The sequence below is a fragment of the Flavobacterium alvei genome, assembly GCF_002920895.1.
GTDB classification, from domain to species: Bacteria; Bacteroidota; Bacteroidia; order Flavobacteriales; family Flavobacteriaceae; genus Flavobacterium; species Flavobacterium alvei.
In genome coordinates, this window is the sequence record NZ_PQVG01000003.1 from 56,716 (window position 1) to 76,885 (window position 20,170).

Genomic DNA, 20,170 nt, shown 5'->3' on the forward strand with positions numbered 1-20,170 from the left:
TATGGAAGATATTTTTGAATTAATAGGGGCATATCAATATTCATCCGAAGCAATAATTTATAAAGGAAAATTAGAGTCGGAAGGCATTGCCGTTTTTATGCGGGATAATTATACTGTCGATTCCAATCCATTATACAGTAATGCCGTCGGTGGAGTAAAACTTTTTGTTAACCAAAAGGATTATCCGAAAGCGAAAGACATTATTTCTCAAGTGAGTCAATATTCATTAGATGATGATCATAAATTACTGAAATGTCCAAATTGTGGGGCAGAGCAAATAGATATGGTCACTTCCGTAAAAGATTTGAAATCGCTTATCATTTACATTTTTTCATTGCTTTTAGGAACATTGCCTTTTTATTCCAAGCATAAATACAAATGCAATAAGTGTAATTTTGAATTCAATTAAATGAAAATATTTGTTACAGGAATCTCTACTGATGTTGGCAAAACCATTGCCTCATCCATCATTGTCGAAGCACTCCAAGCCGATTATTGGAAACCCATTCAAGCTGGTGATTTGGAGAATTCCGACAGTCATAAAATCAAAAGCTATATTTCAAATACGGAGTCAAAATTCCATACTAATGCTTATGCGCTCAACACGCCAGCCAGTCCACATTTGGCAGCTGAATTAGACGGAATTACTCTCGATTTAAAAAATAGTAAAGAACCCGAAACCAAAAATCATTTGGTTATAGAAGGAGCTGGCGGTGTTCTCGTTCCATTAAACAACAATGATTGCGTTATCGATTTAATCCAAAAAGATTATAAAGTTATTGTTGTTTCTCGCCATTATTTGGGAAGTATCAATCATACTTTATTGACAATTGAGGCTTTAAAAAACAGACAACTAAACATCGTTGGAATCATTTTCAGTGGTGATGAAAATAAATCTTCCGAATCGATAATTTTGAATAAAACTGGAGTGAAATGTATTGGAAGAATCGAACAAGAACCTTATTTTGATAAAAATGTCATCAAAGAATACGCCGATTTGTTTCGAGAGAATTTATTAAATCTTTAAAATTTCTTTGTATATCTCTGTGTTTTCTTCGTGTATCTTTGTGAAATAAATTTTTCGAAATGAACTTAACCGAAAGAGACCAAAACAATATTTGGCATCCTTATACCCAGCATAAAACCGCAGCGCTTCCCATAGCGATAAAAAAAGGAAAAGGCGCACTACTTTGGGACGAAAACAACAAAGAATATATCGACGCCATTGCTTCTTGGTGGGTAAACCCTTACGGACATTCCAATACATTTATTGCTGAAGCAATTTACAAGCAATTGACCACTTTGGAGCACGTTCTTTTTGGCGGATTCACTCACGAACCAGCGATAGTTTTGGCTGAAAAACTGTTGAAAATTTTGCCGAAAAACCAACAAAAAGTCTTTTTCTCCGACAATGGTTCGACCGCAGTGGAAGTTGCGATTAAAGTAGCTTTACAATATTTTTTCAACAAAAGAGAAAAGAAAACCACGATTATAGCTTTCGAAAATGCTTTCCATGGTGATACTTTTGCGGCGATGGCGGCTAGTGGAATTTCTTTTTATACTCAAGCTTTTCAAGGAATGTTTATTGATGTGGTGCGAATTCCTGTGCCAACTAAAGGTCAGGAACAAGAAAGTTTTGATGCCTTGAGAAATGTCATAAAAAAACATAATTGCGCGGGATTTATTTTCGAACCCTTGGTGCAAGGAGCAGCTGGAATGGTAATGTATGAGCCAGAATCATTGAACGAACTAATACGAATTTGCAAGAAAAACAAAGTCCTCACGATTGCCGACGAAGTAATGACGGGTTTTGGAAAAACAGGAAAATCGTTTGCTTGTGATTATCTAACCGAAACGCCCGATATGATGTGTTTGTCCAAAGCATTGACTGGCGGAACGATTCCAATGGCGATTACCACATTTACGCAGGATATTTTTGAAGCTTTTTATGATGAAGATATCAATAAAGCGTTATTTCACGGACATACTTTTACTGCCAATCCAACGGGTTGTGCGGCAGCTTTGGCAAGTTTAGAATTGTTGCAAACTCAAGAAATGCAGGATAATATTGCCCGAGTAAATCAAAGACATTTGGCTTTTCAAAAACAGATTGAAACGCATCCAAAAGTGGCTACAACCCGAGTGTTGGGAACTATTTTTGCCTTGGAAATCAAAACCGAAAGCGCCGCTAGTTATTACGGAAGCTTACGAAATAAACTCTACGATTTCTTTATTGAAAATGGAGTGATTTTGCGCCCTGTTGGGAATATAGTTTACATTTTGCCACCTTATATCATTACTGATGAACAATTGCAAAAAGTGTACGAAGTGGTCGAAAAAGTATTGAAAATAGTTTAGAAATTATTTCTATAACCAATTAATATGATAGTCTTTGATCATGAATGAATACCGAATTGCATATAGTTTGCTTTAATAGACTAAATGCAATTCAGTATTCTCAAAAATATTTTTATTTTCCTTTTACAGTTGCTTCCACATTTCTTTCGATAGTGTGTCCAGGACGAGACCATTTTGGTTTTTCGCCAAGAGGAGCAAATTTAGAATCGGCCGCTTCAACAGAAACTCTTTTATAGGTTTTTGCAAAAGGTTGTTGGTTTTTCAATCCCAATAATTCAAACATTTTCATGTCTTCGTTTAAGTCATTATTAGGAGTAGTAAGTAATTTATCACCTGAAAAAATAGAATTGGCACCAGCAAAAAAGCACAAAGCCTGACCTTCACGATTCCAATTTATTCTTCCTGCAGAAAGGCGCACCTGAGTGGCTGGCATTACTATTCTTGTTGTAGCAATCATTCGAATCATATCCCAGATTTCGACAGATTGTTCTGCTTCAAGTGGTGTTCCTGCAACTGGAACTAGTGCATTTATTGGCACCGATTCTGGCATTGGATCCAAGGTAGAGAGAGCTTTAAGCATTCCTGCTCGGTCTTCGATGCTTTCACCCATTCCGATAATTCCACCACTACAAACTGTAATATTGGTTTTACGAACATTTTCGATGGTTTGCAAACGGTCTTCAAATCCACGGGTCGAAATGACTTCTTTATAATATTCTTCAGAAGTGTCGATATTGTGGTTGTAGGCATATAAACCAGCTTCGGCCAATCGTTGTGCTTGGTTTTCGGTAATCATACCCAACGTACAGCACACTTCCATATCCATTTTGTTGATGGTACGAACCATTTCTAAAACTTGGTCAAATTCAGGGCCGTCTTTTACATTTCTCCAAGCAGCACCCATACAAACTCTTGATGAACCTCCTTCTTTTGCTTTGACAGCTTGTACTTTTACATCTTCAACAGTCATAAAAGGATTGGTTTCAATATTGGTGTGGTAGCGTTTGGCTTGCGGACAATAGCCACAATCTTCTGAGCAACCGCCTGTTTTTAGTGATATTAAAGTAGATATTTGAACTACGTTTGGATCGTGGTGTTCTCTGTGAATGGTAGCTGCTTCATAAAGCAATTCCATTAGGGGTTTATTATATATGGCAATAATTTCTTCTTTTGTCCAGTCGTGTCTTGTAATACTCATCGATCTTATTTTTTAGTGTGTCAAAAGTAGTTAAATTGTTCCAATCAAGCAATGATGTAGTATTGAAAAGTATTGGACTTTAATTATTGGGATTGTCTTCTTAATGGAGTTTTTCAACAATGGGAATGCAATTAATTTTATTTGAAGAAAAAAGAATCTGGGTAAATTTAAAGACTTTCTATATAAGTTAAAGCTGTATTTTTGTCTTTCTCTAATTGTTCTTTTAGTAAAGCTACCGACTCGAATTTATGTTCGGAGCGAAGATATTTCAGGATAGAAACTCTTATTTCTTGATGGTATAAATCAGTATCAAAGTCAAAAAAGTGGACTTCAATAGCAAGCTGTTTTCCCGCAACAGTTGGATTAAATCCAATATTCATCATTCCGAAGACATTTTTTTGGTTGATGATGCTTTGTATAACATAAACCCCTTTTTTGGGAATGAGTTTGTAATTTTTTTTAATTTGGAGGTTTGCCGTGGGAAATCCAATGGTTCTTCCTACTTGTTTTCCTTTAGAAACTGTTCCAGTAAGGAAATATTCATAACCCAAAAACTCATTGGCCAAAGCCATGTTTCCTTCGGTTAAGGCATTTCTGATTTTGGTCGAACTTATCGAAACGTCCTGTATTTCTTGAACCGAAATTTGTTCTACTTCAAAATTATATTTTTCACCAAACGCGATCAAATCGTCAATATTGGCAGTTCGGTTTCTTCCAAATCGATGGTCGTGACCAATTATTATTTTTTGAATTTGGAATCGATCTACTAGTATAGTTTTTACAAAATCTTCGGCAGATAATTGAGAAAAGGTTTCGTCAAATGGATGGATAACTAGGTTTTGAATGCCTATTTTTTCTAATAAATCTATTTTTTCATCGATGGTGTTGAGTAATTCCACATCCGATTGTCCTTGCAATACCATTCTTGGATGCGGAAAAAAGGTAAGTACCAGGTTTTCGTACTTGCCATTCTCAGTGTTTTGAGTTAGTTTTTCTAATATTTTTCGATGACCAATGTGCACACCATCAAAAGTGCCCAAAGTGAGAACGGTTTTTTTAGCGCAATTGAAATCATTTATAGAATTGAAAACGGTCAAAGCAATTTGTTTTTAGAATGCTGCAAATTTATGCTAATAAAACAGATAAAAAAAAGAGGATTGATAGATAAATCAACCCTCTTAATTGGTTTGTGTTATGAAATTAGTCTTTGATGAACTGCAATGTTTTTGCTTGGTCGTCTTTGGTAACTGTTATAAAATATATCCCTTTGCTATAAGATGAAGTGTTTAGTGTTAAATCGTCTGCTTTTGAAACTGCTTTTCGGCTAATGATTTGACCTAAGCTATTGCTAATAGTTAAACTTGTTGGCAAACCAAAATTACTTGGAACACTCACATTTAAAATCCCTTTTGTAGGGTTTGGATACAGATATATTTCATTTAATGCCTCGAATGTATCAGTTCCTAAGGTGTTGTTTGTAATTGTTATGCTTTCGCTTGATGAAAATGAAGATCCAGATTTAACGGTAATAGCGCCATTGTTAGTCTTAATATCATAATAGCCATTTCCATCGGTTCCGCAACAAATTCCATCACTTTGAGAGTCATTTATTGTAAAAGTATAACATTGGTTAGAAGGCAATGTCCAATTTTCGGTTATTAATGAGGGTAAAGGTAAAGAAGGCTTATCTTCATATGGACCACCACTATATAAAGTGGTACCAGAACTATTTTTTAAACTCCAAGTAGTTTCGCTTCCCCATAAATCTTGTTGTAATCTAAAGACATAATTAGTATAATTATAGTTAGTGGGTACGTTGTTAAAATAATTCTTGCTGGCAGTATTATTAGTAGTTCTTTGGTCTGTTCCTCCGTTGGATGTTGCTATGCTAACATTTAAAGTGCCATTCAAATTAGTGTTGGGAAGTGTTATGTCGGCAAATTGGTTTTGTGTTAATGAACCGCTCCAAGTATAGGTTTGGTTGGAGCCTCCGTTTATGTTGTAATTTAAAGTTACAGAAGTTAAAGTAGAGGTTCCTCTATTATAAATAGACACTTGTTTGTTTGTTGGTGCTGGTGGAGTAGCGCAACCATAATCAATATTGCTATTGAAGCTCAGTATTTTAACTTCGGCATCAGTGGCAAACAATGACATTGCATCATCCTTTGTTGATGTTTTTAAAGTGCTTCTTCTGGCGGCATTATTCATGATAACCGCTATTCGATCTTTTTGATTTTGAGTAAATATGTTCATACAATCATCATTTGTATAGTCCATATAATTCTCTACCATATCATTTCCTAGATTTGCTGGACAAGAATCATAAGTATTACAGTCATAATTTTCCCATCCTGCTTGTGGAGTATCTGCACAATAGTCGGAGGCATTGCAGTCTTTGGTATTACTGTCACGACTACCTCCGTCTCCCCATATGTGTAATAGTCCAAGCCAATGTCCCACTTCATGCGACATAGTTCTCCCTTTGTTATATAAAGAAGTAACTAATAGAAAGGAACTGCCATAGTCTTTGCTTCCAAAAACATCGTAACTGGAAACAACTCCGTCAGTGTTAGCGCTTCCGCCAGAAGAGTTAAGTCCAGCTAATCCAGAGCCATCAGGAAATTGTGCATAACCCAAAACGGTATTGTCAGTAAATTTAAGACTCCACATGTTTAAATACATTGTTGGGTCCCAAATAGTGGCAGGCTTTAGGATATTTTCAATGTCGGTATCAGACCATGAAGACTGCAAAAAACTCACTCGTTCAATTCCATTTGTCGGATTTCCGCTGGGATCTTGCTGAGCAAGAACAAACTCGATTTCAACATCTGCTCCTACGGGATTTGTGTTGTAGCCCGGAGTACCAAGCATTCTTCTAAAATCCTGATTAAGTACAGTTATCTGAGATTGAACTTGGGCATCGGTAATATTTGGAGCTATTCCAACGGTTTGACCGTTGTGTACTACGTGAACTACCACTGGAATTGTAATTATTGTTGCTGCTGTTTTAGAATTGGCTTTTGTGGCTTTGTATTTAGAAACCAACGGTGCCAACCATGTTTCGAATTGAGCATTGGACATTCTCTTGGGATTTTTTTCTTGAAGAAATTGTTCATACTCTGTTGAAACGCATCTAATCTTATCGCTATTTGGATTTTTTGATGATTTAAGAGTTTGTCCAAAAATTTTTTTGGTTGTTGTATTTTTGTCTTGACTGTAAATGTTGCCAAGAGTTAGCATACAAAAAAATATAAAAATGAACTTGATAGATAGAGGGGTTGTTGTTTTCATTATCTTAAAAAATTTTGTCAAAGTTAATGATTTTACCAAATCGCAATTATAAATTGACAAAAATTAGGCAAACTCTGCTTTTTTGGAGGTTAAATTTCCAAAAAATCAGAATTATTTATCATTTTCCGTTAAATGTTGTCATTGTATTTTCTATTCCAGCGGTTCCAAATGATTTTATAATTTCTGAAGCTAATTCTAATCGCTCTGGTAGTGCTGCTTTTTCAGTGTCGTCCCATTCTCCTAGGACATAATCTACTTGTTTTCCTTTTTTGAATTCGTCGCTTATTCCAAAACGAAAACGGGTGTATTGTTGCGTATTCAGAACAAGATTGATGTTTTTGAGTCCGTTGTGTCCGCCATCACTACCTTTTTTTCGAATGCGAATGGTTCCGAAAGATAGATTCAAATCATCGGTAATGACCATAATGTTTTCTAGCGGAATGTTTTCTTTATCCATCCAGTATTGAACGGCTTTTCCGCTCAAATTCATATAGGTATTGGGCTTCAAGAGCAAAAAAGTACGCCCTTTGAATTTGTATTCGGCCAATGCTCCTAGTTTCACTGTTTCGAAGCTGATTCCTTCTTTCTTAGCTAGAAAATCAACTACTTTAAAACCTATATTGTGTCTTGTGTTGACATATTCAGCACCAATGTTGCCAAGTCCTACAATTAAAAATTTCTTCATATACTCTTTGTTGTCGGTTATTTCTGTTCTTGAAAACAGATTGTTGAACCAATTTATCATTGAGCAAAAGTAGTGAAACTCTAACAGAATTCAATCCTACAATTTTCTATACTTTAATCCCTTAAACTTGATTTCCGTCACTACTTTGACGGAAATCAATTAAATTCCGTCAATTTTTTGACGGAATTTAATAAAATTAAATATATTTGTATTGTTTAAAATCTAAATTCATGGAAATAGACAGATTGGCACTCGATTTAATTTTGCAAAAACTGCAGCCCAATAAAGTAATTGTTCTTTTAGGAGCACGGCGAGTGGGTAAAACGGAACTTATAAAAAAGCTGGTTGAGCAACTAAATGAAAAAGTACTTTTTTTGAACGGAGACGATATTGAATCGCATAGTTTATTAGAAATTCAGAGTACGGCAAATTTTAAAAGATTGCTTGGTGATACTAAATTTTTGATCATTGATGAAGCACAAGAAATACCTGCCATTGGAAAAAAGCTAAAATTGATGGTAGATACTATCCAAGATTTAAAAATTTTGGTTACGGGCTCTTCTGCATTTGAGATCAATAATCAATTAGGAGAGCCCTTGGTTGGACGTATGAAAACCATAAATTTATACCCAATAGCACAAATGGAATATGCTAAAAATGAAAATTTACTACAGACCCGAAGCAATCTCGAAGACCGTTTAATATTAGGGAGTTATCCTGAATTGAGTCATATTACGAATCGTGAGGAAAAAATAAGTTACTTAAAAGAATTGGTCAACACCCAATTGTTAAGAGATATTTTTGCCTTTGAAGGCATCAAAAAAAGAGACAAAATAATTGCTTTACTTCAAATAATCGCTTTTAGAACAGGGAGCGAATTATCACTCGAAAGTGTGGGTCGTGATTTGCAAATCAGTAAAAACACGGTCGAAAAGTATTTAGATTTGTTTAGCAAAGTTTTTATCATTTACAGCGTATCGGGTTTCAGCAGAAACAGAGACAACGAAATAACAAAAATGAAGAAATGGTATTTTGTAGATAACGGTATCCGAAACGCAATTATCAATACGTTTAATCCATTGAATAGTAGAGAAGATGTGGGTAAACTTTGGGAAAACTATTTGAATTCCGAAAGAATGAAAAAAATGAGTTATACCCAAAATTTTGTTTACGATTACTTTTGGCGTACCCATACCAAACAAGAAATAGACCGAATAGAAGAAAAAAATGAACAATTAGCCGCTTTTGAATACAAATACGGAAAAGCTAAAGCAAAAATCCCAACCGAATTTGCAAAATCCTATCCAGAAGCAACTTTCGAGATCATCAATCAAGATAATTATTTGGATTATATATTGTAAGTTGTGGTGGTTTTTTTCGAAAGATAATTCAGTGGAAGGTGGCTTTTGTAGAAATTCTCTAAAACAAGAAAGCACCAATCTTTCGATTGATGCTTTCTTGAATTATTGAAAAAAGTATTATTTTTTCTTTCCTTTTGCAGGAGCTTTTGCTGCTTTTGCTGCTTCTTGAGCTGCTTTCATAGCCGCACGAGAAATCTTCACTTGACATATCACAGTATTGTCTGGGTGCATGATTTTGAAATTTGGCGTTGGCACTTTAGTAACATATAATTTGTTACCCATTTCAAGAGGTGTAATGTCTGCCTCAACGTAATCAGGAAGGTTTTTTGGTAAAGCTTTTACCTTTAATTTACGGTTGTTCATACGCAAATCCCCACCAGCCATAACTCCTTTTGAGTTACCAACGATTTTTACAGGAACTTCCATAGTGATTTCTTTGTCATCTTGAATTTGAAAGAAGTCAATGTGTAAGATTTTGTCAGATACTGGGTGTACCTGAATGTCTTGAAGAATAGCATTGAATGATTTGTCCCCAAGTTCAATCACAACTGTGTGTGCGTTTGGAGTGTAAACCAAAGTTTTGAATGCTCTTTCGTCTGCTGAGAAATGAACTGCTTGATTTCCTCCGTATAACACGCAAGGAACCGCTCCAGCATTACGTAAGGCTTTAGTAGCAACTTTGCCCACGCTTTCTCTTTCTGATCCTTTAATTGTAATCGATTTCATTGTAAAAAATTTATATAGTTAATTATTAAACTCGTTTTTGAATTAGTTTTTGGCTTTTGTGTAAATGAATTACATCAAAAACTTTCCACTAATAGAATTGTTGTGGTGTACCATGTACATTACTTCTGCAAAAAGTGTGGCACAACTCACCACTTTTATTTTTTTGGATTCTTTCTTTAACGGAATAGAATCAGTAACAATTAATTCGACTAATTTCGAATTTTCTATTTTTTCGTATGCATCTCCCGACAAAATAGGGTGAGTACAAATTGCTCTAACGCTTAATGCTCCTTTTTCGATCATTAAATCTGCGGCTTTCGCCAATGTGCCTCCAGTATCGATCATGTCATCTACCAAAATTACATTTTTGCCTTTTACTTCACCAATCAGCTCCATAGTGTCAATCACATTGGCTACTTTTCGTTGTTTGTAGCAAATCACCACATCCGACTCTAAAAACTTAGAATAAGCATAAGCTCTTTTGGAGCCACCCATATCTGGTGAAGCTATAGTTAGGTTTTCTAAACCTAGACTTTCTACATAGGGTAAAAATATAGTTGAAGCAAAAAGGTGATCTACTGGTTTCTCAAAGAATCCTTGAATTTGGTCTGCATGCAAATCCATGGTCATAATTCTTGTTGCTCCCGCAGTTTCTAATAATTTAGCCACTAATTTTGCTCCAATCGGAACCCTTGGTTTGTCTTTTCTATCTTGTCTTGCCCAACCAAAATAAGGCATAACTGCTGTAATGTGTCTAGCCGAAGCTCGTTTGGCAGCATCAATCATTAGTAACAATTCCATCAAATTATCCGCAGTTGGAAATGTTGAACAAACAATAAATACTCGCAAACCTCTTATGGATTCTTCATAAGATGGTTGAAATTCACCATCGCTATAGGTTGACATTGTCATTTTACCCAAAGGAATTCCGTATTCCTTGGCTATCTTCTCTGCAAGGTATTCACTTTGTGAACACGCAAAAATTTTAGCTTCTGGATCTGTATGTGACATTTGTTTGTTGTTTTTTTATTCCGTTACATTCTATTTAATTTGGTTTTATCATTTGATTAAATCCAGAAAAATATAAATGCCTCGGATGTAGTTAGTTAGTTGTTTTTCGTTTTACCGAGGTGCAAATTTAGGAATAAAATCGAACTCTGAAAGGAAAAATTCGAGTATTTTGTTAGAATCTTTCATTTTATTTTTTACATTTGCACCGTGTTAAACAAAAGCGAGTTGTTTTTATAACAGTTATCTCTTTTTAATGCGTTGAAATAACTGTTGTTATTTCTGTCTGCTGAAGCCCGGATGGCGGAATTGGTAGACGCGCTGGTCTCAAACACCTGTGGGAAACCGTGCCGGTTCGACTCCGGCTCCGGGTACAAAAGCCTCTTCGAAAGAAGAGGCTTTTTTGGTTTTATACATTAACTAGTTCTGTGAATTGTTTTGTTTGCTCTCGATTGTGGGCACGGATTGCAAATCCGCGCTAGCGTTAACAAGATAATTTATCTAAATCCGCGTGGTCGGGGTTCTTTGTTTTTTTAGTCTTGGTATGATGTTAATATTCCGTTTTCAAAATAATAATAATCACCATCATAAACCCATTGTTCGTGCACACCCCACTTACCAACGGTTCTATTTATATCTTTTGGATTCCCTAAAGAAATTATTGCCATATCATCGGTCATTCCAATCCAAAACGTGCCTTTTTTTAATTTGGCATAAAGTGTTTTTCCATATTTTTTAATGTTTTTAGCTTCAATGTCTGCGTATTGTTTATTTTCTTTTTTGATTTTCTTTTCTTCTTTGATTTTTGCTAATTCTTCCTCCTCTTGAATTCTAACATAAACTAAATCAACTACTTTTTGATTTTTTTTAATCCATAATTCGTTAACATATCCACAAACAGAATTAACACATACGCCAAAATATCCTTTGTGATAGTCTAAAATTAAAACTTCAGTATCTTCTTCAAAATTGAAAATTATGTCATCCATTACATAAGGTCTTTTTCTTAATTTGCCGTTTTTAGATACAATTGCAGTTAATGACGAATCTTTAACTGTTTTTAAAATCTCCTTTGATTTAATTATGTTAATTTTTTTATCAATAATTGAAATAGAATCTTTTAAAGAATTAATCTTTTCAATAAATTCTTTTCTGTTTTTTTCAAGTCTATTAATTTCATTATCAATATTTTGTGCATTTAAAATAAAGAAATTTAAAAGTATAAGTATTAATGTTTTTTTCATTTTTAATGATTTAAATTAATAAAACCCAAATGTAATCTATTAAAAATCATCTACTTTACGGTTTTCCGTAAAGTAGATGATTTTTTCAATTTCACACTTTCTTTATCACATAAGTCACAATTCCCCAAATGATTAATTGGTTTTCTTCCGTGACTTTTATGGGAGGATAATTGGGGTTTTCCGGCATTAGATACAAGCAGTCTTTTTCGAGTTGGATGCGCTTTACGGTAAATTCGCCGTCGATGAAGCAAATGGCGATTTTGTTGTTTTGGGGTTCGAGACTTCTATCCACGACCAAAACATCTTTGTCGTTGATGCCAGCATCAATCATTGAGTTTCCTTTGACTTTGATGTAAAATGTGGCCAACGGGTTTTCGCTTAACTCCTTGTTTAAATCAATGCTATTTTCCATAAAATCAGCCGCAGGCGAGGGAAATCCTGCCGAAACACCTTCTTTGATGAAAGGAATTCGCAGTTCACTTTCAAAATCTGGAGTGAAAAAAGTTAGCTTTTGGTCTTTTTTTAGGGACATCGTATTTCGAGAATATCGTTGAAATTAGTAGTGTATTTTGGCGACAGATGGTTCTGGTTCATATTCCAAGTCAGGTTCAAGTTTTGGGTGGCGAGTTTTACTTTTTTATCACCAATTTTATGATTGAGTTTGTCTATTGCCTGCATTAAAGCCAAATGTTTTGGGTTTTCTTCATCGAATAATTGCAGTTGTTTTTTGTTTTCGTCAATCAATTCGGTGACAATTACTCCTGCTTTTTTGAACTTGATGTTTTCATTTCCGGCGTGCAATTTTTTCAATATCGCAATGGCTGTATTCGAAATAGTCAAGGTCGAATTAGTTGCAAAAGGTAGTGTAACAGCCATATTAAAATAATATTTATTCGTTTGAATGCTGTGTTTGTCAATGACCAACATTACAATAATTGTGTGGCAACAGGATTTTTGATTCCGCAATTTTTCAGCACAAACCGAGGCAAAAGTTGCCACACGTTCGCGCAACAAATCGAAATCGGCAATTTGTTTGGGAAAACTTCGGGTAACGGCAATGCTTTTCTTTTGGTCCACAATAGGCTCCAAATCCAAAACCGATTTTCCTTCCAATTCATATTTCAAGCGCATTCCTACAACGCCCATTTCTTTTCTAATCCAAGCTTCGTGTTGTGGTTGGATGAAGTCTAGCGCAGTTTTAATGTTTTTCGACTTCATTTTTTTATTCATTCGATAGCCAATACCCCAAACATCTTCAATTTTTGTCCATTTTAGGGCTTTAATGCGTTTTTCTTCGGTGTCAATTACATAAATGCCTTGGGTTCTTTCCTGAAATTTCTTGGCGATTTTGTTGGCTACTTTCGATAAAGCTTTGGTTTTGGCAAAGCCAATGCAAACCGGAATTCCGACCCATTTTTGTACACGAGTTTTCATTTGAAGACCGTAATCGTGGTAATCTGAAATGTCTAATCCATCAAAATTTAGGAAAGCTTCGTCAATGCTATAGATTTCTACATTGGGTGTAAATTGATTTAAAATCGCCATTACTCGATTGCTCAAATCGCCATAGAGTGGATAATTGGAAGAAAACAATTGGACGTTTTTTTCTTTGACCAATTCCTTGATTTGAAATGCTGGAGCGCCCATTGGAACGCCAACGGCTTTGGCCTCATTGCTTCTAGAAATCACGCAGCCGTCGTTGTTGGATAATATTGCAACAGGTTTTCCGTTGAATTTCGGTTGAAAAACACGTTCGCAGGAAGCGTAGAAATTGTTGCAATCGACTAAAGCATACATCCTGTAAAATTACAAAACAGCAGTTTATATCGTGGCGGAACAAAAGTTAATTTTAGCGATTGTTGATAAAAAAAATGGGACGCAGATGAGACGGATTCGCTTTGCGAAAACACGGATAAAAACGGATTTTTACTTTTATATTATTTGAAAAATTCGTTTTTATCCGCGTTTGCCTTGGCATCGGAGTCATCTGTGTCCTAATAATATTCTTATTCACATCCATTAATATCGCAACTGTTTTCCGTAGTGCTGTTTACCAAAGTAATTTTCGAATCAAATTGTCCTTCTTGCCATACTTTTTCCAACGTTTGTAAAAAAGTGGTGGTTGGCTGTGCCCCCGAAATAGCATATTTGTTGTCAAAAACAAAAAAAGGAACTCCTTGAACACCTATCGCTCCAGCTTGTTGAATGTCTTGTTTTACTTCTTGGCTATAAGCGTTAGAATGTAAAACTTGAGCAACAATTTCGGCTTCGAGTCCTACGGCGATTCCTAATTCGGTTAGTGTTTCGAGATTGTTTAAATCTTTGCCATCGGTGAAATAAGCTTTAAAAAGCAGTTCTTTCAATTCGTTAGCAAGTTGATATTTTTTAGCCAAATGCAATAATCGGTGTGCATTGTGGGAATTCGCCATCACTGATTTTTCAAAATGAAAATCCAATCCTGCTGTTTTTGCGTTTTGCGTTGTATTTTCTAACATCGTTTGAGCCCAATCGATATCTCTTCCGTATTTATCTGCCAAGTGTTCGGCTAAATTATCATCGGATGAAGGAATAAAACCTGCATCCAATTGAAAACTTTTCCATTCGATGGCAACGGCATCTTTGTGTTCGAATTGGCTTAAAGCTTCTTCGATTCTTCTTTTTCCTATATAACAAAACGGACACATAATATCCGACCAAATCTGTACGCTCAATTTATTTTCCATATCAAGATTGCCAATTGATTTTCTGTTGCAAAATTAATTCATTCTGGTTGGAACTGTTTTTACTTTAAGTTTTTATTAGGATGGAATGGAAAATAATCTCGAAGATTAGTACGATTTTTCTAGCCACTGTCATTACAATAGGCAATAAAGACAAGGTTTTTTTGTAGTAAAAATGAGTATATTTGAAGGATCAAACGCATTGCAATAGTCATTTTGAAAAAGTTGGAACGGTATGTAGGAATGGGTGCGAAGTCATCGACATTTGCACAGCATCCAAGTTCTGATGATGTTTAGTTTTAAAAGAAGACTTCGGGGGAGTGGATAGAAAAAAACCAAATGCAATTAGTGACAAAATTCTTAGAGAAAGCGTAAAATAATAATTATGAAATCAAAAACAATATTAACTATTCTAAGTGTTTTTTGTTTTTACTCAATGTTTTCTCAAAAAGGAAACGATATTGAAGTGATGAAAAAATCTATGGTTGATTTTTTCAAAAGTAAAGGAGAAATCACCGAAAGCTAAAAATTAGGTGTTTTGACCTGGGAAATTACCGATAAATCACCTTTAAGCGCTGATAGAAAAAAGGGAATTTATTTGATGCGTACGGATACACGAAGCGATGGCACCGATTACTAATTTTTTAAAAATGGTGATGCTTTTGAGATAGTAGGTTTAGGCAATTTGAAAACAATTTTAAGAAAAACAATTACTTTATTTGAGGAGGACACAGACGAAACTCTGGCTTTGTATGTTCCGAAAATAATGTTTTGGTACAATGACGGACAAACAAATCGAAGAAATCGAAACGTTAAATTTGTAGAAAAAAAATAAACCGATCGCGATGATATCTCCATGAATCATTAGCTCATTTTTTCAAACTGTGCCAACAAACAAGATCAACGTCTATAATATTGATAAAAAGAAAAACGCCATAAAACATAAGTTTTACAGCGTTTTAGCTTTTATTGTATTTCTACTTGCAGAGAGGAAGGGATTCGAACCCTCGATACAGTTACCCATATACTAGCTTTCCAGGCTAGCTCCTTCAACCACTCGGACACCTCTCTAGTTGTTTGAGGGTGCAAATAACACTAAAAAAAATGATTAAAGAAAATTAAAAAACGGTTTTTATGAAATTTCTCCTCTTAAAGAAGTTTCGAAAAGGGTTTTGAAATTTTCTTTCGAAACATTTTGTCCCAGCAAGTACATCAATTTGGTAATGGCAGCTTCGGTAGTGATGTCTTTGCCAGAAATCACTCCAATTTCCTTCAAGGCAGTGCTCGTTTCATATTTTCCCATGTTCACACTTCCGATGGAGCATTGGGTCACATTAACGATATACAATCCGTTGGCAATGGCTTTTTTTAGTAAGGATAAAAACCAATCTTCGGTTGGAGCATTTCCTGCACCATAGGTTTCTAATACGATTCCTTTTAGTTGCGGAATATCAAAAATTGCCGATAAAACGGTTTCACTAATGCCAGGAAACATTTTTATAATGGCTACGTTAGTGTCTAATTTTTTATGAATTTTAAGTTTTTTTGCCTTGGTCTGTGGCAAAAACAAATCGGGAAAAGTCTTCAAATTCACTCCCGATTCTATCAAAGTGGGATAATTTGGAGAAATAAACGCATTGAAATTTTCGGCATTTATCTTGGTCGTTCTATTGCCTCGATATAATTTGTATTCAAAATAAAGGCATACCTCGCTAATTAGGGGTTTGTCGTTTTCTTTTAACGACGCAATTTGAATGGCTGTTATGAGATTTTCTTTGGCATCGGTTCTTAAATCGCCTATGGGCAATTGCGAGCCTGTAAAAATCACGGGTTTTGATAAATTTTCGAGCATAAAACTCAATGCCGATGCAGAATAAGACATCGTGTCCGAACCGTGGAGCACTACAAATCCATCAAAATTGTCAAAATTGTTTTCTATGATTTGAGCAATTTCTGTCCAATTCTCGGGATTCATATTAGAAGAATCGATTGGTTTTTCGAAAGAAACTGTCTCGATGTCGCAATCCAATTGTTTTAACTCAGGGATTTTTTGCAGCAATTTTCTAAAATTAAAAGCCTTGAGTGCTCCTGTTTCAAAATCTTTCATCATACCAATGGTTCCGCCGGTATAAATCAAGAGGATTTTGGCTTTAGATAGCATTTTCGTATTTTAATTTATTCACAACCGGATTCGCATACATAGACAAGAAACCTTGCAACGCCAATGGATTGCTATGATCTATCCTCATTTCTAATCTGCGTTCAAAAAGCGATTTTTCGTTTTCGGTGTACAAATGCTGATAGGTTGTGGTTTTATTCAAAATATCGTAAGCAATATAATTGGTAGGCCAAAGTTTATAATTGCTTAAAATAGAATCGTCTATTATTTGTGCCAAAGCTTGAATTTGTTTGTTTGAGTTTTCGTGTAGCTCTTTTATAATATCCAATTCTTTATCTAGAACATCTCCAACGTGAATGTGAATGCGTTTTTTTTGACCCATAACCCCACTCATAAGGTTGATGAAATCCTCATTTTTTTCTTTGATGTAAATTTCTTGTTTGGCTTCTGCCAAAAGTTGTGGCATTTTCAAGAAGTCGGTTGGGTCGTATTCGTATGAAATAGAAACGGGAACTATTTGAATTTTCTTGAAATAATCCATCAAATTTTCTTCGTCAGATGCCATAGCCAGCATTTTTAAAACGCCAGGATTTGTAGCGTCATTGCCGTCTTTTGTTCTTCCTTCTCGTTGTGCTATCCAAATAGAACGGTTTTCGTGTTGCAATAATATGCTGATATATTCGGATAATAATTTTGAGCTTTGCAACATTTCGCGTGGCGACAAACCTCTTTGAACTAGGAAGTTTCGGTTTAATCGGGCTAGTGTTCTCAAGAATGATTTTTGCACCAAATTGTCTCCAATGGCCGATGCAGTCATCACTAATTTATTTTCGAACAAACAAGCATTTAGTAATGAAGTATCTAAAAGGATGTCTCGATGATTTGAAATAAACAAATAAGGTGTGTTTTTTTGAAGCTTTTCAAATCCAGAAGTGGTCAATCCATCTGATTTTTTTTCAAGAATTTTTTTGAGTGATTTGTATGTAAAGTTACATTGAAAATCTCTCGTTGAATGCGTTCGTAGCAACTGTTCTTTCCATATTTCGTCAGGAAGATCTGGAAATGTAAAGTTCATCAATGCTTTCATCATAGGGTGATGAAGCACACCTTGAATGGCATCGTTTACTTCAGTTTCATAAAATGGACGAATGGCGTCAAATTTTGACATATAACTTGTTTTTTAAAAGGCAAATGAACAAAAATTTTATCGAAAAGTAGTGAAATCTACATTAAATCCCAAATATAGCTTTAGAATTTTGGGTTGTAATCAGAGCGATTTCCTCTTTCGACAGATTGTAAATCATTGACAGTTTATCGATAACATTAATTAGATAACTACTTTCGTTGCGTTTTCCTCGAAAAGGAACGGGTGCCAAATAGGGAGAATCGGTTTCTAGAACAATATGTTTCAAATCGATTTGACTTAAAAATTGGTCTATTTTTCCGTTTTTGAAAGTCACAACTCCGCCAATTCCCAATTTCATATTATACGAAATGGCTTGCAATGCCTGCTCATAAGTGCCAGAAAAACAATGAAAAATCCCGAATAAATCAGTCGATTTTTCTGCTTCTAATATTTCGAAAATTTCGTCGAAAGCTTCCCGACAATGAATTACGATGGGCAATTTGTATTGTTTTGCTAATTGAATTTGTTTTCTAAAAGCGTCTTGTTGTTGCGGTAAATGGGTTTTATCCCAGTACAAATCGATACCAATTTCGCCCACGGCAAAGAATTTTCTTTTGGATAATTCTTCTTCAACATGTTGTAATTCATAGAGATAGTTGTCTTTTACGTGCGTTGGATGCAAGCCCATCATCAAAAAAATATTTTCGGGATAAGCTTTTTCCAAATCATACATCGACTGCGTATAAGCAGAATCAATAGCAGGGATAAAGAATCGTGTAACTCCAGCATCAATGGCACGCTGAATCATTTCGTTGCGGTCTTGGTCAAATTCAGTGGAATATAAATGGGTGTGCGTGTCGGTAATAATCATTATTTGATGCAAATATTAAGTTGCAAACTTACAATTATTACGCAAAAATTCACAAAGGCAACACAAAGTAACACAAAGAAATAATTCCATTTTTTGCGAATCTCTGCGAAAACTCTTTGTGAATCTCCGTGAAATTAAAACCTAATCCAATTCGTTCAACAATTCCTGAACTTGGTCGTAATCTTCGAAATCATCAGGAATAGTCAACAGAATATCCTTGCAGGATCTAAAATCTTTCTGTTTGAGTTTTGAAAGTGCCAAATACCAAGTCGCCTTGTTTTTGTAAATAGAATTTCCATATCTTAAATCAGAAAAATTGATTTCGGCTTTTTGAAGTTGATTGTCTTCCAGAAGTGCAATGGAATAAAAATACTGAATTTCAGGTGATTTATTGGTTTTTAAAACCGTTTCAAAAATTGGAATTGCTTTTTTATATTCTTTTGCATTAAAAGCATCTTGCGCCAATTTTAAATTTTCGTTCACATCTCCTCTTTCAACAAAAGTGGCCATTTCTGGATTGTCATAATCCTCAAAAGTTGGATTTATGTTTTGAAAAAGAAACAATCCAAATAAAATTGTTACAGAAGCCGCCACTGCATAATGCCAAGATCGCAAATCAATAACTTTCGATTTTTTGGTTTTGAAGTGTTTTTTAGAAATGGATTCTATGTTCTTTTTGAAATCAACTGCTTCTGGCGAAAATTTATTTTCTAAAAAATTAGTCCAGTTTTGATAAATTTCAAAGTTTTTGCGAAAATCGGTATCCGTTTGAAGTTGAGATTCAAAGTCTGCTTTTTCTTCAGCAGACAATAGGTTTGAAAGATAATTTTCGAATAATATGTAGCGTTCCTCGTTCATGGCTAAGTAATTTTTAAAGATTGAAAGCGATTGGTTTCTTGAATCCACTGGGTTAATTGACCAACGCACAACGATTTTTTCTTTCTCACATAACCATAAGTTACATTGAGTTTTTCGGCTACTTCCTCCATCGATTTGATGGTGAAACTCAATTTCAATAACTCCTGACATTTGTCGCCCAGTTTTTGAAACATCAAGTCAAAAAGCTGCTGTTTTTCGTCGAATAGTTCGGCTTCAGTCACCATTTGTTCGGTGGGTTCATTAGTAGATGGCAAATCATCATCGATTGTTACCCCTTTATTCGAAGATTTTTTGAGTTCGTTCAACCATTTTCTTTTGCACAATAAAAAAAAGTAGGCGTCAAACGGACAAGTCAGTTGCAATTTATTGGCTTTAGCCTGATTAAAAAGCAAAATCATAATTTCCTGAACCACATCTTGCGCCTGGTCTTGATCTCCAGAATTGTTCCTTATATACGAAACCACTTTAGGTACAAAATTCTTGTAAATAGATTGAATTACCGCCGAATTATTATTGGCAAGTCCATCGATATAAATTTGGTCGGGATGAATTGTGCTTTGTGCCATAAAAAAATATTTATCTGC

At 35.0% G+C, this 20,170-nt stretch carries 20 protein-coding genes and 2 tRNA genes; 6 read left to right on the plus strand and 16 right to left on the minus strand.

The window, feature by feature from the left end:
- Position 1 precedes the first annotated feature (1 nt).
- The 3 genes from C3L50_RS05600 to bioA are packed head-to-tail and all read left to right on the plus strand — an operon-like array spanning position 2 to position 2,358.
- Positions 2-409 (plus strand): putative signal transducing protein, encoded by a 408-nt coding sequence (locus C3L50_RS05600; protein ID WP_103805185.1) that lies wholly within the window; start codon positions 2-4, stop codon positions 407-409.
- The gene (gene bioD, locus C3L50_RS05605; protein ID WP_103805186.1) at positions 410-1,027 is read left to right on the plus strand and encodes a dethiobiotin synthase; all 618 of its coding nucleotides are present in this window, start codon (positions 410-412) and stop codon (positions 1,025-1,027) included.
- A gap of 59 nt (positions 1,028-1,086) precedes the next feature.
- The gene (gene bioA / locus C3L50_RS05610) at positions 1,087-2,358 is read left to right on the plus strand and encodes an adenosylmethionine--8-amino-7-oxononanoate transaminase (protein ID WP_103805187.1); all 1,272 of its coding nucleotides are present in this window, start codon (positions 1,087-1,089) and stop codon (positions 2,356-2,358) included.
- Between the two features lie 112 nt (positions 2,359-2,470).
- On the opposite strand, the gene bioB is transcribed toward bioA, so the two are convergent.
- The 4 genes from bioB to pth form a co-directional block, all read right to left on the minus strand.
- A complete protein-coding gene (gene bioB / locus C3L50_RS05615; protein ID WP_103805188.1) occupies positions 2,471-3,556 on the minus strand; it encodes a biotin synthase BioB in 1,086 nt (361 codons plus the stop codon).
- A gap of 167 nt (positions 3,557-3,723) precedes the next feature.
- Entirely contained in the window at positions 3,724-4,653 is a 930-nt protein-coding gene (locus tag C3L50_RS05620) for a bifunctional riboflavin kinase/FAD synthetase (protein ID WP_103805189.1), read from the minus strand.
- Between the two features lie 103 nt (positions 4,654-4,756).
- Positions 4,757-6,847, minus strand: coding sequence for a T9SS type A sorting domain-containing protein (locus C3L50_RS05625; protein WP_103805190.1), 2,091 nt, complete (start codon positions 6,845-6,847; stop codon positions 4,757-4,759).
- Positions 6,848-6,965: 118 nt separating this feature from the next.
- Positions 6,966-7,592 (minus strand): aminoacyl-tRNA hydrolase, encoded by a 627-nt coding sequence (gene pth / locus C3L50_RS05630; RefSeq protein ID WP_103805191.1) that lies wholly within the window; start codon positions 7,590-7,592, stop codon positions 6,966-6,968.
- A gap of 170 nt (positions 7,593-7,762) precedes the next feature.
- Here pth and C3L50_RS05635 point away from each other — a divergent pair, with 170 nt between their 5' ends.
- Positions 7,763-8,893 carry an ATP-binding protein gene (locus C3L50_RS05635; protein WP_103805192.1) on the plus strand — a complete coding sequence of 377 codons (1,131 nt, stop codon included), beginning with the start codon at positions 7,763-7,765 and terminating at the stop codon, positions 8,891-8,893.
- Between the two features lie 117 nt (positions 8,894-9,010).
- Here the strand turns inward: C3L50_RS05635 and C3L50_RS05640 are convergent, their stop codons facing one another.
- On the minus strand, positions 9,011-9,619 hold the full coding sequence (locus C3L50_RS05640) for a 50S ribosomal protein L25/general stress protein Ctc (protein WP_103805193.1): 609 nt from the start codon (positions 9,617-9,619) through the stop codon (positions 9,011-9,013).
- Between the two features lie 69 nt (positions 9,620-9,688).
- Complete coding sequence (locus C3L50_RS05645; protein ID WP_103805194.1) at positions 9,689-10,630, minus strand: ribose-phosphate pyrophosphokinase; 942 nt, start codon at positions 10,628-10,630, stop codon at positions 9,689-9,691.
- A gap of 291 nt (positions 10,631-10,921) precedes the next feature.
- On the opposite strand from C3L50_RS05645, the gene C3L50_RS05650 reads away from it, so the two are divergent.
- Positions 10,922-11,001, plus strand: a tRNA-Leu gene (locus C3L50_RS05650).
- Between the two features lie 159 nt (positions 11,002-11,160).
- Here C3L50_RS05650 and C3L50_RS05655 read toward each other — a convergent pair.
- The 4 genes from C3L50_RS05655 to C3L50_RS05670 form a co-directional block, all read right to left on the minus strand.
- Entirely contained in the window at positions 11,161-11,871 is a 711-nt protein-coding gene (locus C3L50_RS05655) for a hypothetical protein (protein ID WP_103805195.1), read from the minus strand.
- Between the two features lie 91 nt (positions 11,872-11,962).
- Positions 11,963-12,403 (minus strand): LexA family protein, encoded by a 441-nt coding sequence (locus tag C3L50_RS05660; RefSeq protein WP_103805196.1) that lies wholly within the window; start codon positions 12,401-12,403, stop codon positions 11,963-11,965.
- Positions 12,394-13,668: a Y-family DNA polymerase gene (locus C3L50_RS05665; RefSeq protein ID WP_103805197.1), complete on the minus strand. Its 1,275-nt coding sequence runs from the start codon at positions 13,666-13,668 to the stop codon at positions 12,394-12,396. The genes C3L50_RS05660 and C3L50_RS05665 overlap by 10 nt, the downstream gene beginning before the upstream one ends.
- Positions 13,669-13,877: 209 nt before the next feature.
- Complete coding sequence (locus tag C3L50_RS05670; protein ID WP_103805198.1) at positions 13,878-14,594, minus strand: DsbA family oxidoreductase; 717 nt, start codon at positions 14,592-14,594, stop codon at positions 13,878-13,880.
- A 382-nt stretch (positions 14,595-14,976) separates the two neighbouring features.
- Here C3L50_RS05670 and C3L50_RS16290 point away from each other — a divergent pair, with 382 nt between their 5' ends.
- Entirely contained in the window at positions 14,977-15,117 is a 141-nt protein-coding gene (locus tag C3L50_RS16290; RefSeq protein ID WP_165783979.1) for a hypothetical protein, read from the plus strand.
- 458 nt (positions 15,118-15,575) lie between these two features.
- On the opposite strand, the gene C3L50_RS05675 is transcribed toward C3L50_RS16290, so the two are convergent.
- The 6 genes from C3L50_RS05675 to C3L50_RS05700 form a co-directional block, all read right to left on the minus strand.
- Positions 15,576-15,662, minus strand: a tRNA-Ser gene (locus tag C3L50_RS05675).
- A 61-nt stretch (positions 15,663-15,723) separates the two neighbouring features.
- Positions 15,724-16,752 (minus strand): asparaginase, encoded by a 1,029-nt coding sequence (locus C3L50_RS05680; RefSeq protein WP_103805199.1) that lies wholly within the window; start codon positions 16,750-16,752, stop codon positions 15,724-15,726.
- Positions 16,742-17,878, minus strand: coding sequence for a 1-acyl-sn-glycerol-3-phosphate acyltransferase (locus C3L50_RS05685; protein ID WP_103805200.1), 1,137 nt, complete (start codon positions 17,876-17,878; stop codon positions 16,742-16,744). The genes C3L50_RS05680 and C3L50_RS05685 overlap by 11 nt, the downstream gene beginning before the upstream one ends.
- A 61-nt stretch (positions 17,879-17,939) precedes the next feature.
- Entirely contained in the window at positions 17,940-18,707 is a 768-nt protein-coding gene (locus tag C3L50_RS05690) for a TatD family hydrolase (RefSeq protein ID WP_207764307.1), read from the minus strand.
- Between the two features lie 141 nt (positions 18,708-18,848).
- Entirely contained in the window at positions 18,849-19,565 is a 717-nt protein-coding gene (locus tag C3L50_RS05695) for a tetratricopeptide repeat protein (protein WP_103805202.1), read from the minus strand.
- Positions 19,566-19,567: 2 nt separating this feature from the next.
- On the minus strand, positions 19,568-20,152 hold the full coding sequence (locus C3L50_RS05700) for an RNA polymerase sigma factor (protein WP_103805203.1): 585 nt from the start codon (positions 20,150-20,152) through the stop codon (positions 19,568-19,570).
- Positions 20,153-20,170: the final 18 nt, after the last annotated feature.

What these genes read in the sequence shown, in the direction of transcription:
- C3L50_RS05645 (WP_103805194.1), bottom strand. Translation starts at nt 10,630, where the DNA reads ATGTCACATACAGATCCAGAAGCTAAAATTTTTGCGTGTTCACAAAGT.
- C3L50_RS16290 (WP_165783979.1), top strand. Translation starts at nt 14,977, where the DNA reads ATGAAATCAAAAACAATATTAACTATTCTAAGTGTTTTTTGTTTTTAC.
- C3L50_RS05680 (WP_103805199.1), bottom strand. Translation starts at nt 16,752, where the DNA reads ATGCTATCTAAAGCCAAAATCCTCTTGATTTATACCGGCGGAACCATT.
- pth (WP_103805191.1), bottom strand. Translation starts at nt 7,592, where the DNA reads ATGATAAATTGGTTCAACAATCTGTTTTCAAGAACAGAAATAACCGAC.
- C3L50_RS05665 (WP_103805197.1), bottom strand. Translation starts at nt 13,668, where the DNA reads ATGTATGCTTTAGTCGATTGCAACAATTTCTACGCTTCCTGCGAACGT.
- C3L50_RS05625 (WP_103805190.1), bottom strand. Translation starts at nt 6,847, where the DNA reads ATGAAAACAACAACCCCTCTATCTATCAAGTTCATTTTTATATTTTTT.
- C3L50_RS05700 (WP_103805203.1), bottom strand. Translation starts at nt 20,152, where the DNA reads ATGGCACAAAGCACAATTCATCCCGACCAAATTTATATCGATGGACTT.
- C3L50_RS05640 (WP_103805193.1), bottom strand. Translation starts at nt 9,619, where the DNA reads ATGAAATCGATTACAATTAAAGGATCAGAAAGAGAAAGCGTGGGCAAA.
- C3L50_RS05635 (WP_103805192.1), top strand. Translation starts at nt 7,763, where the DNA reads ATGGAAATAGACAGATTGGCACTCGATTTAATTTTGCAAAAACTGCAG.
- C3L50_RS05670 (WP_103805198.1), bottom strand. Translation starts at nt 14,594, where the DNA reads ATGGAAAATAAATTGAGCGTACAGATTTGGTCGGATATTATGTGTCCG.
- C3L50_RS05655 (WP_103805195.1), bottom strand. Translation starts at nt 11,871, where the DNA reads ATGAAAAAAACATTAATACTTATACTTTTAAATTTCTTTATTTTAAAT.
- C3L50_RS05600 (WP_103805185.1), top strand. Translation starts at nt 2, where the DNA reads ATGGAAGATATTTTTGAATTAATAGGGGCATATCAATATTCATCCGAA.
- C3L50_RS05660 (WP_103805196.1), bottom strand. Translation starts at nt 12,403, where the DNA reads ATGTCCCTAAAAAAAGACCAAAAGCTAACTTTTTTCACTCCAGATTTT.
- bioD (WP_103805186.1), top strand. Translation starts at nt 410, where the DNA reads ATGAAAATATTTGTTACAGGAATCTCTACTGATGTTGGCAAAACCATT.
- C3L50_RS05695 (WP_103805202.1), bottom strand. Translation starts at nt 19,565, where the DNA reads ATGAACGAGGAACGCTACATATTATTCGAAAATTATCTTTCAAACCTA.
- bioA (WP_103805187.1), top strand. Translation starts at nt 1,087, where the DNA reads ATGAACTTAACCGAAAGAGACCAAAACAATATTTGGCATCCTTATACC.
- C3L50_RS05685 (WP_103805200.1), bottom strand. Translation starts at nt 17,878, where the DNA reads ATGTCAAAATTTGACGCCATTCGTCCATTTTATGAAACTGAAGTAAAC.
- C3L50_RS05690 (WP_207764307.1), bottom strand. Translation starts at nt 18,707, where the DNA reads ATGATTATTACCGACACGCACACCCATTTATATTCCACTGAATTTGAC.
- bioB (WP_103805188.1), bottom strand. Translation starts at nt 3,556, where the DNA reads ATGAGTATTACAAGACACGACTGGACAAAAGAAGAAATTATTGCCATA.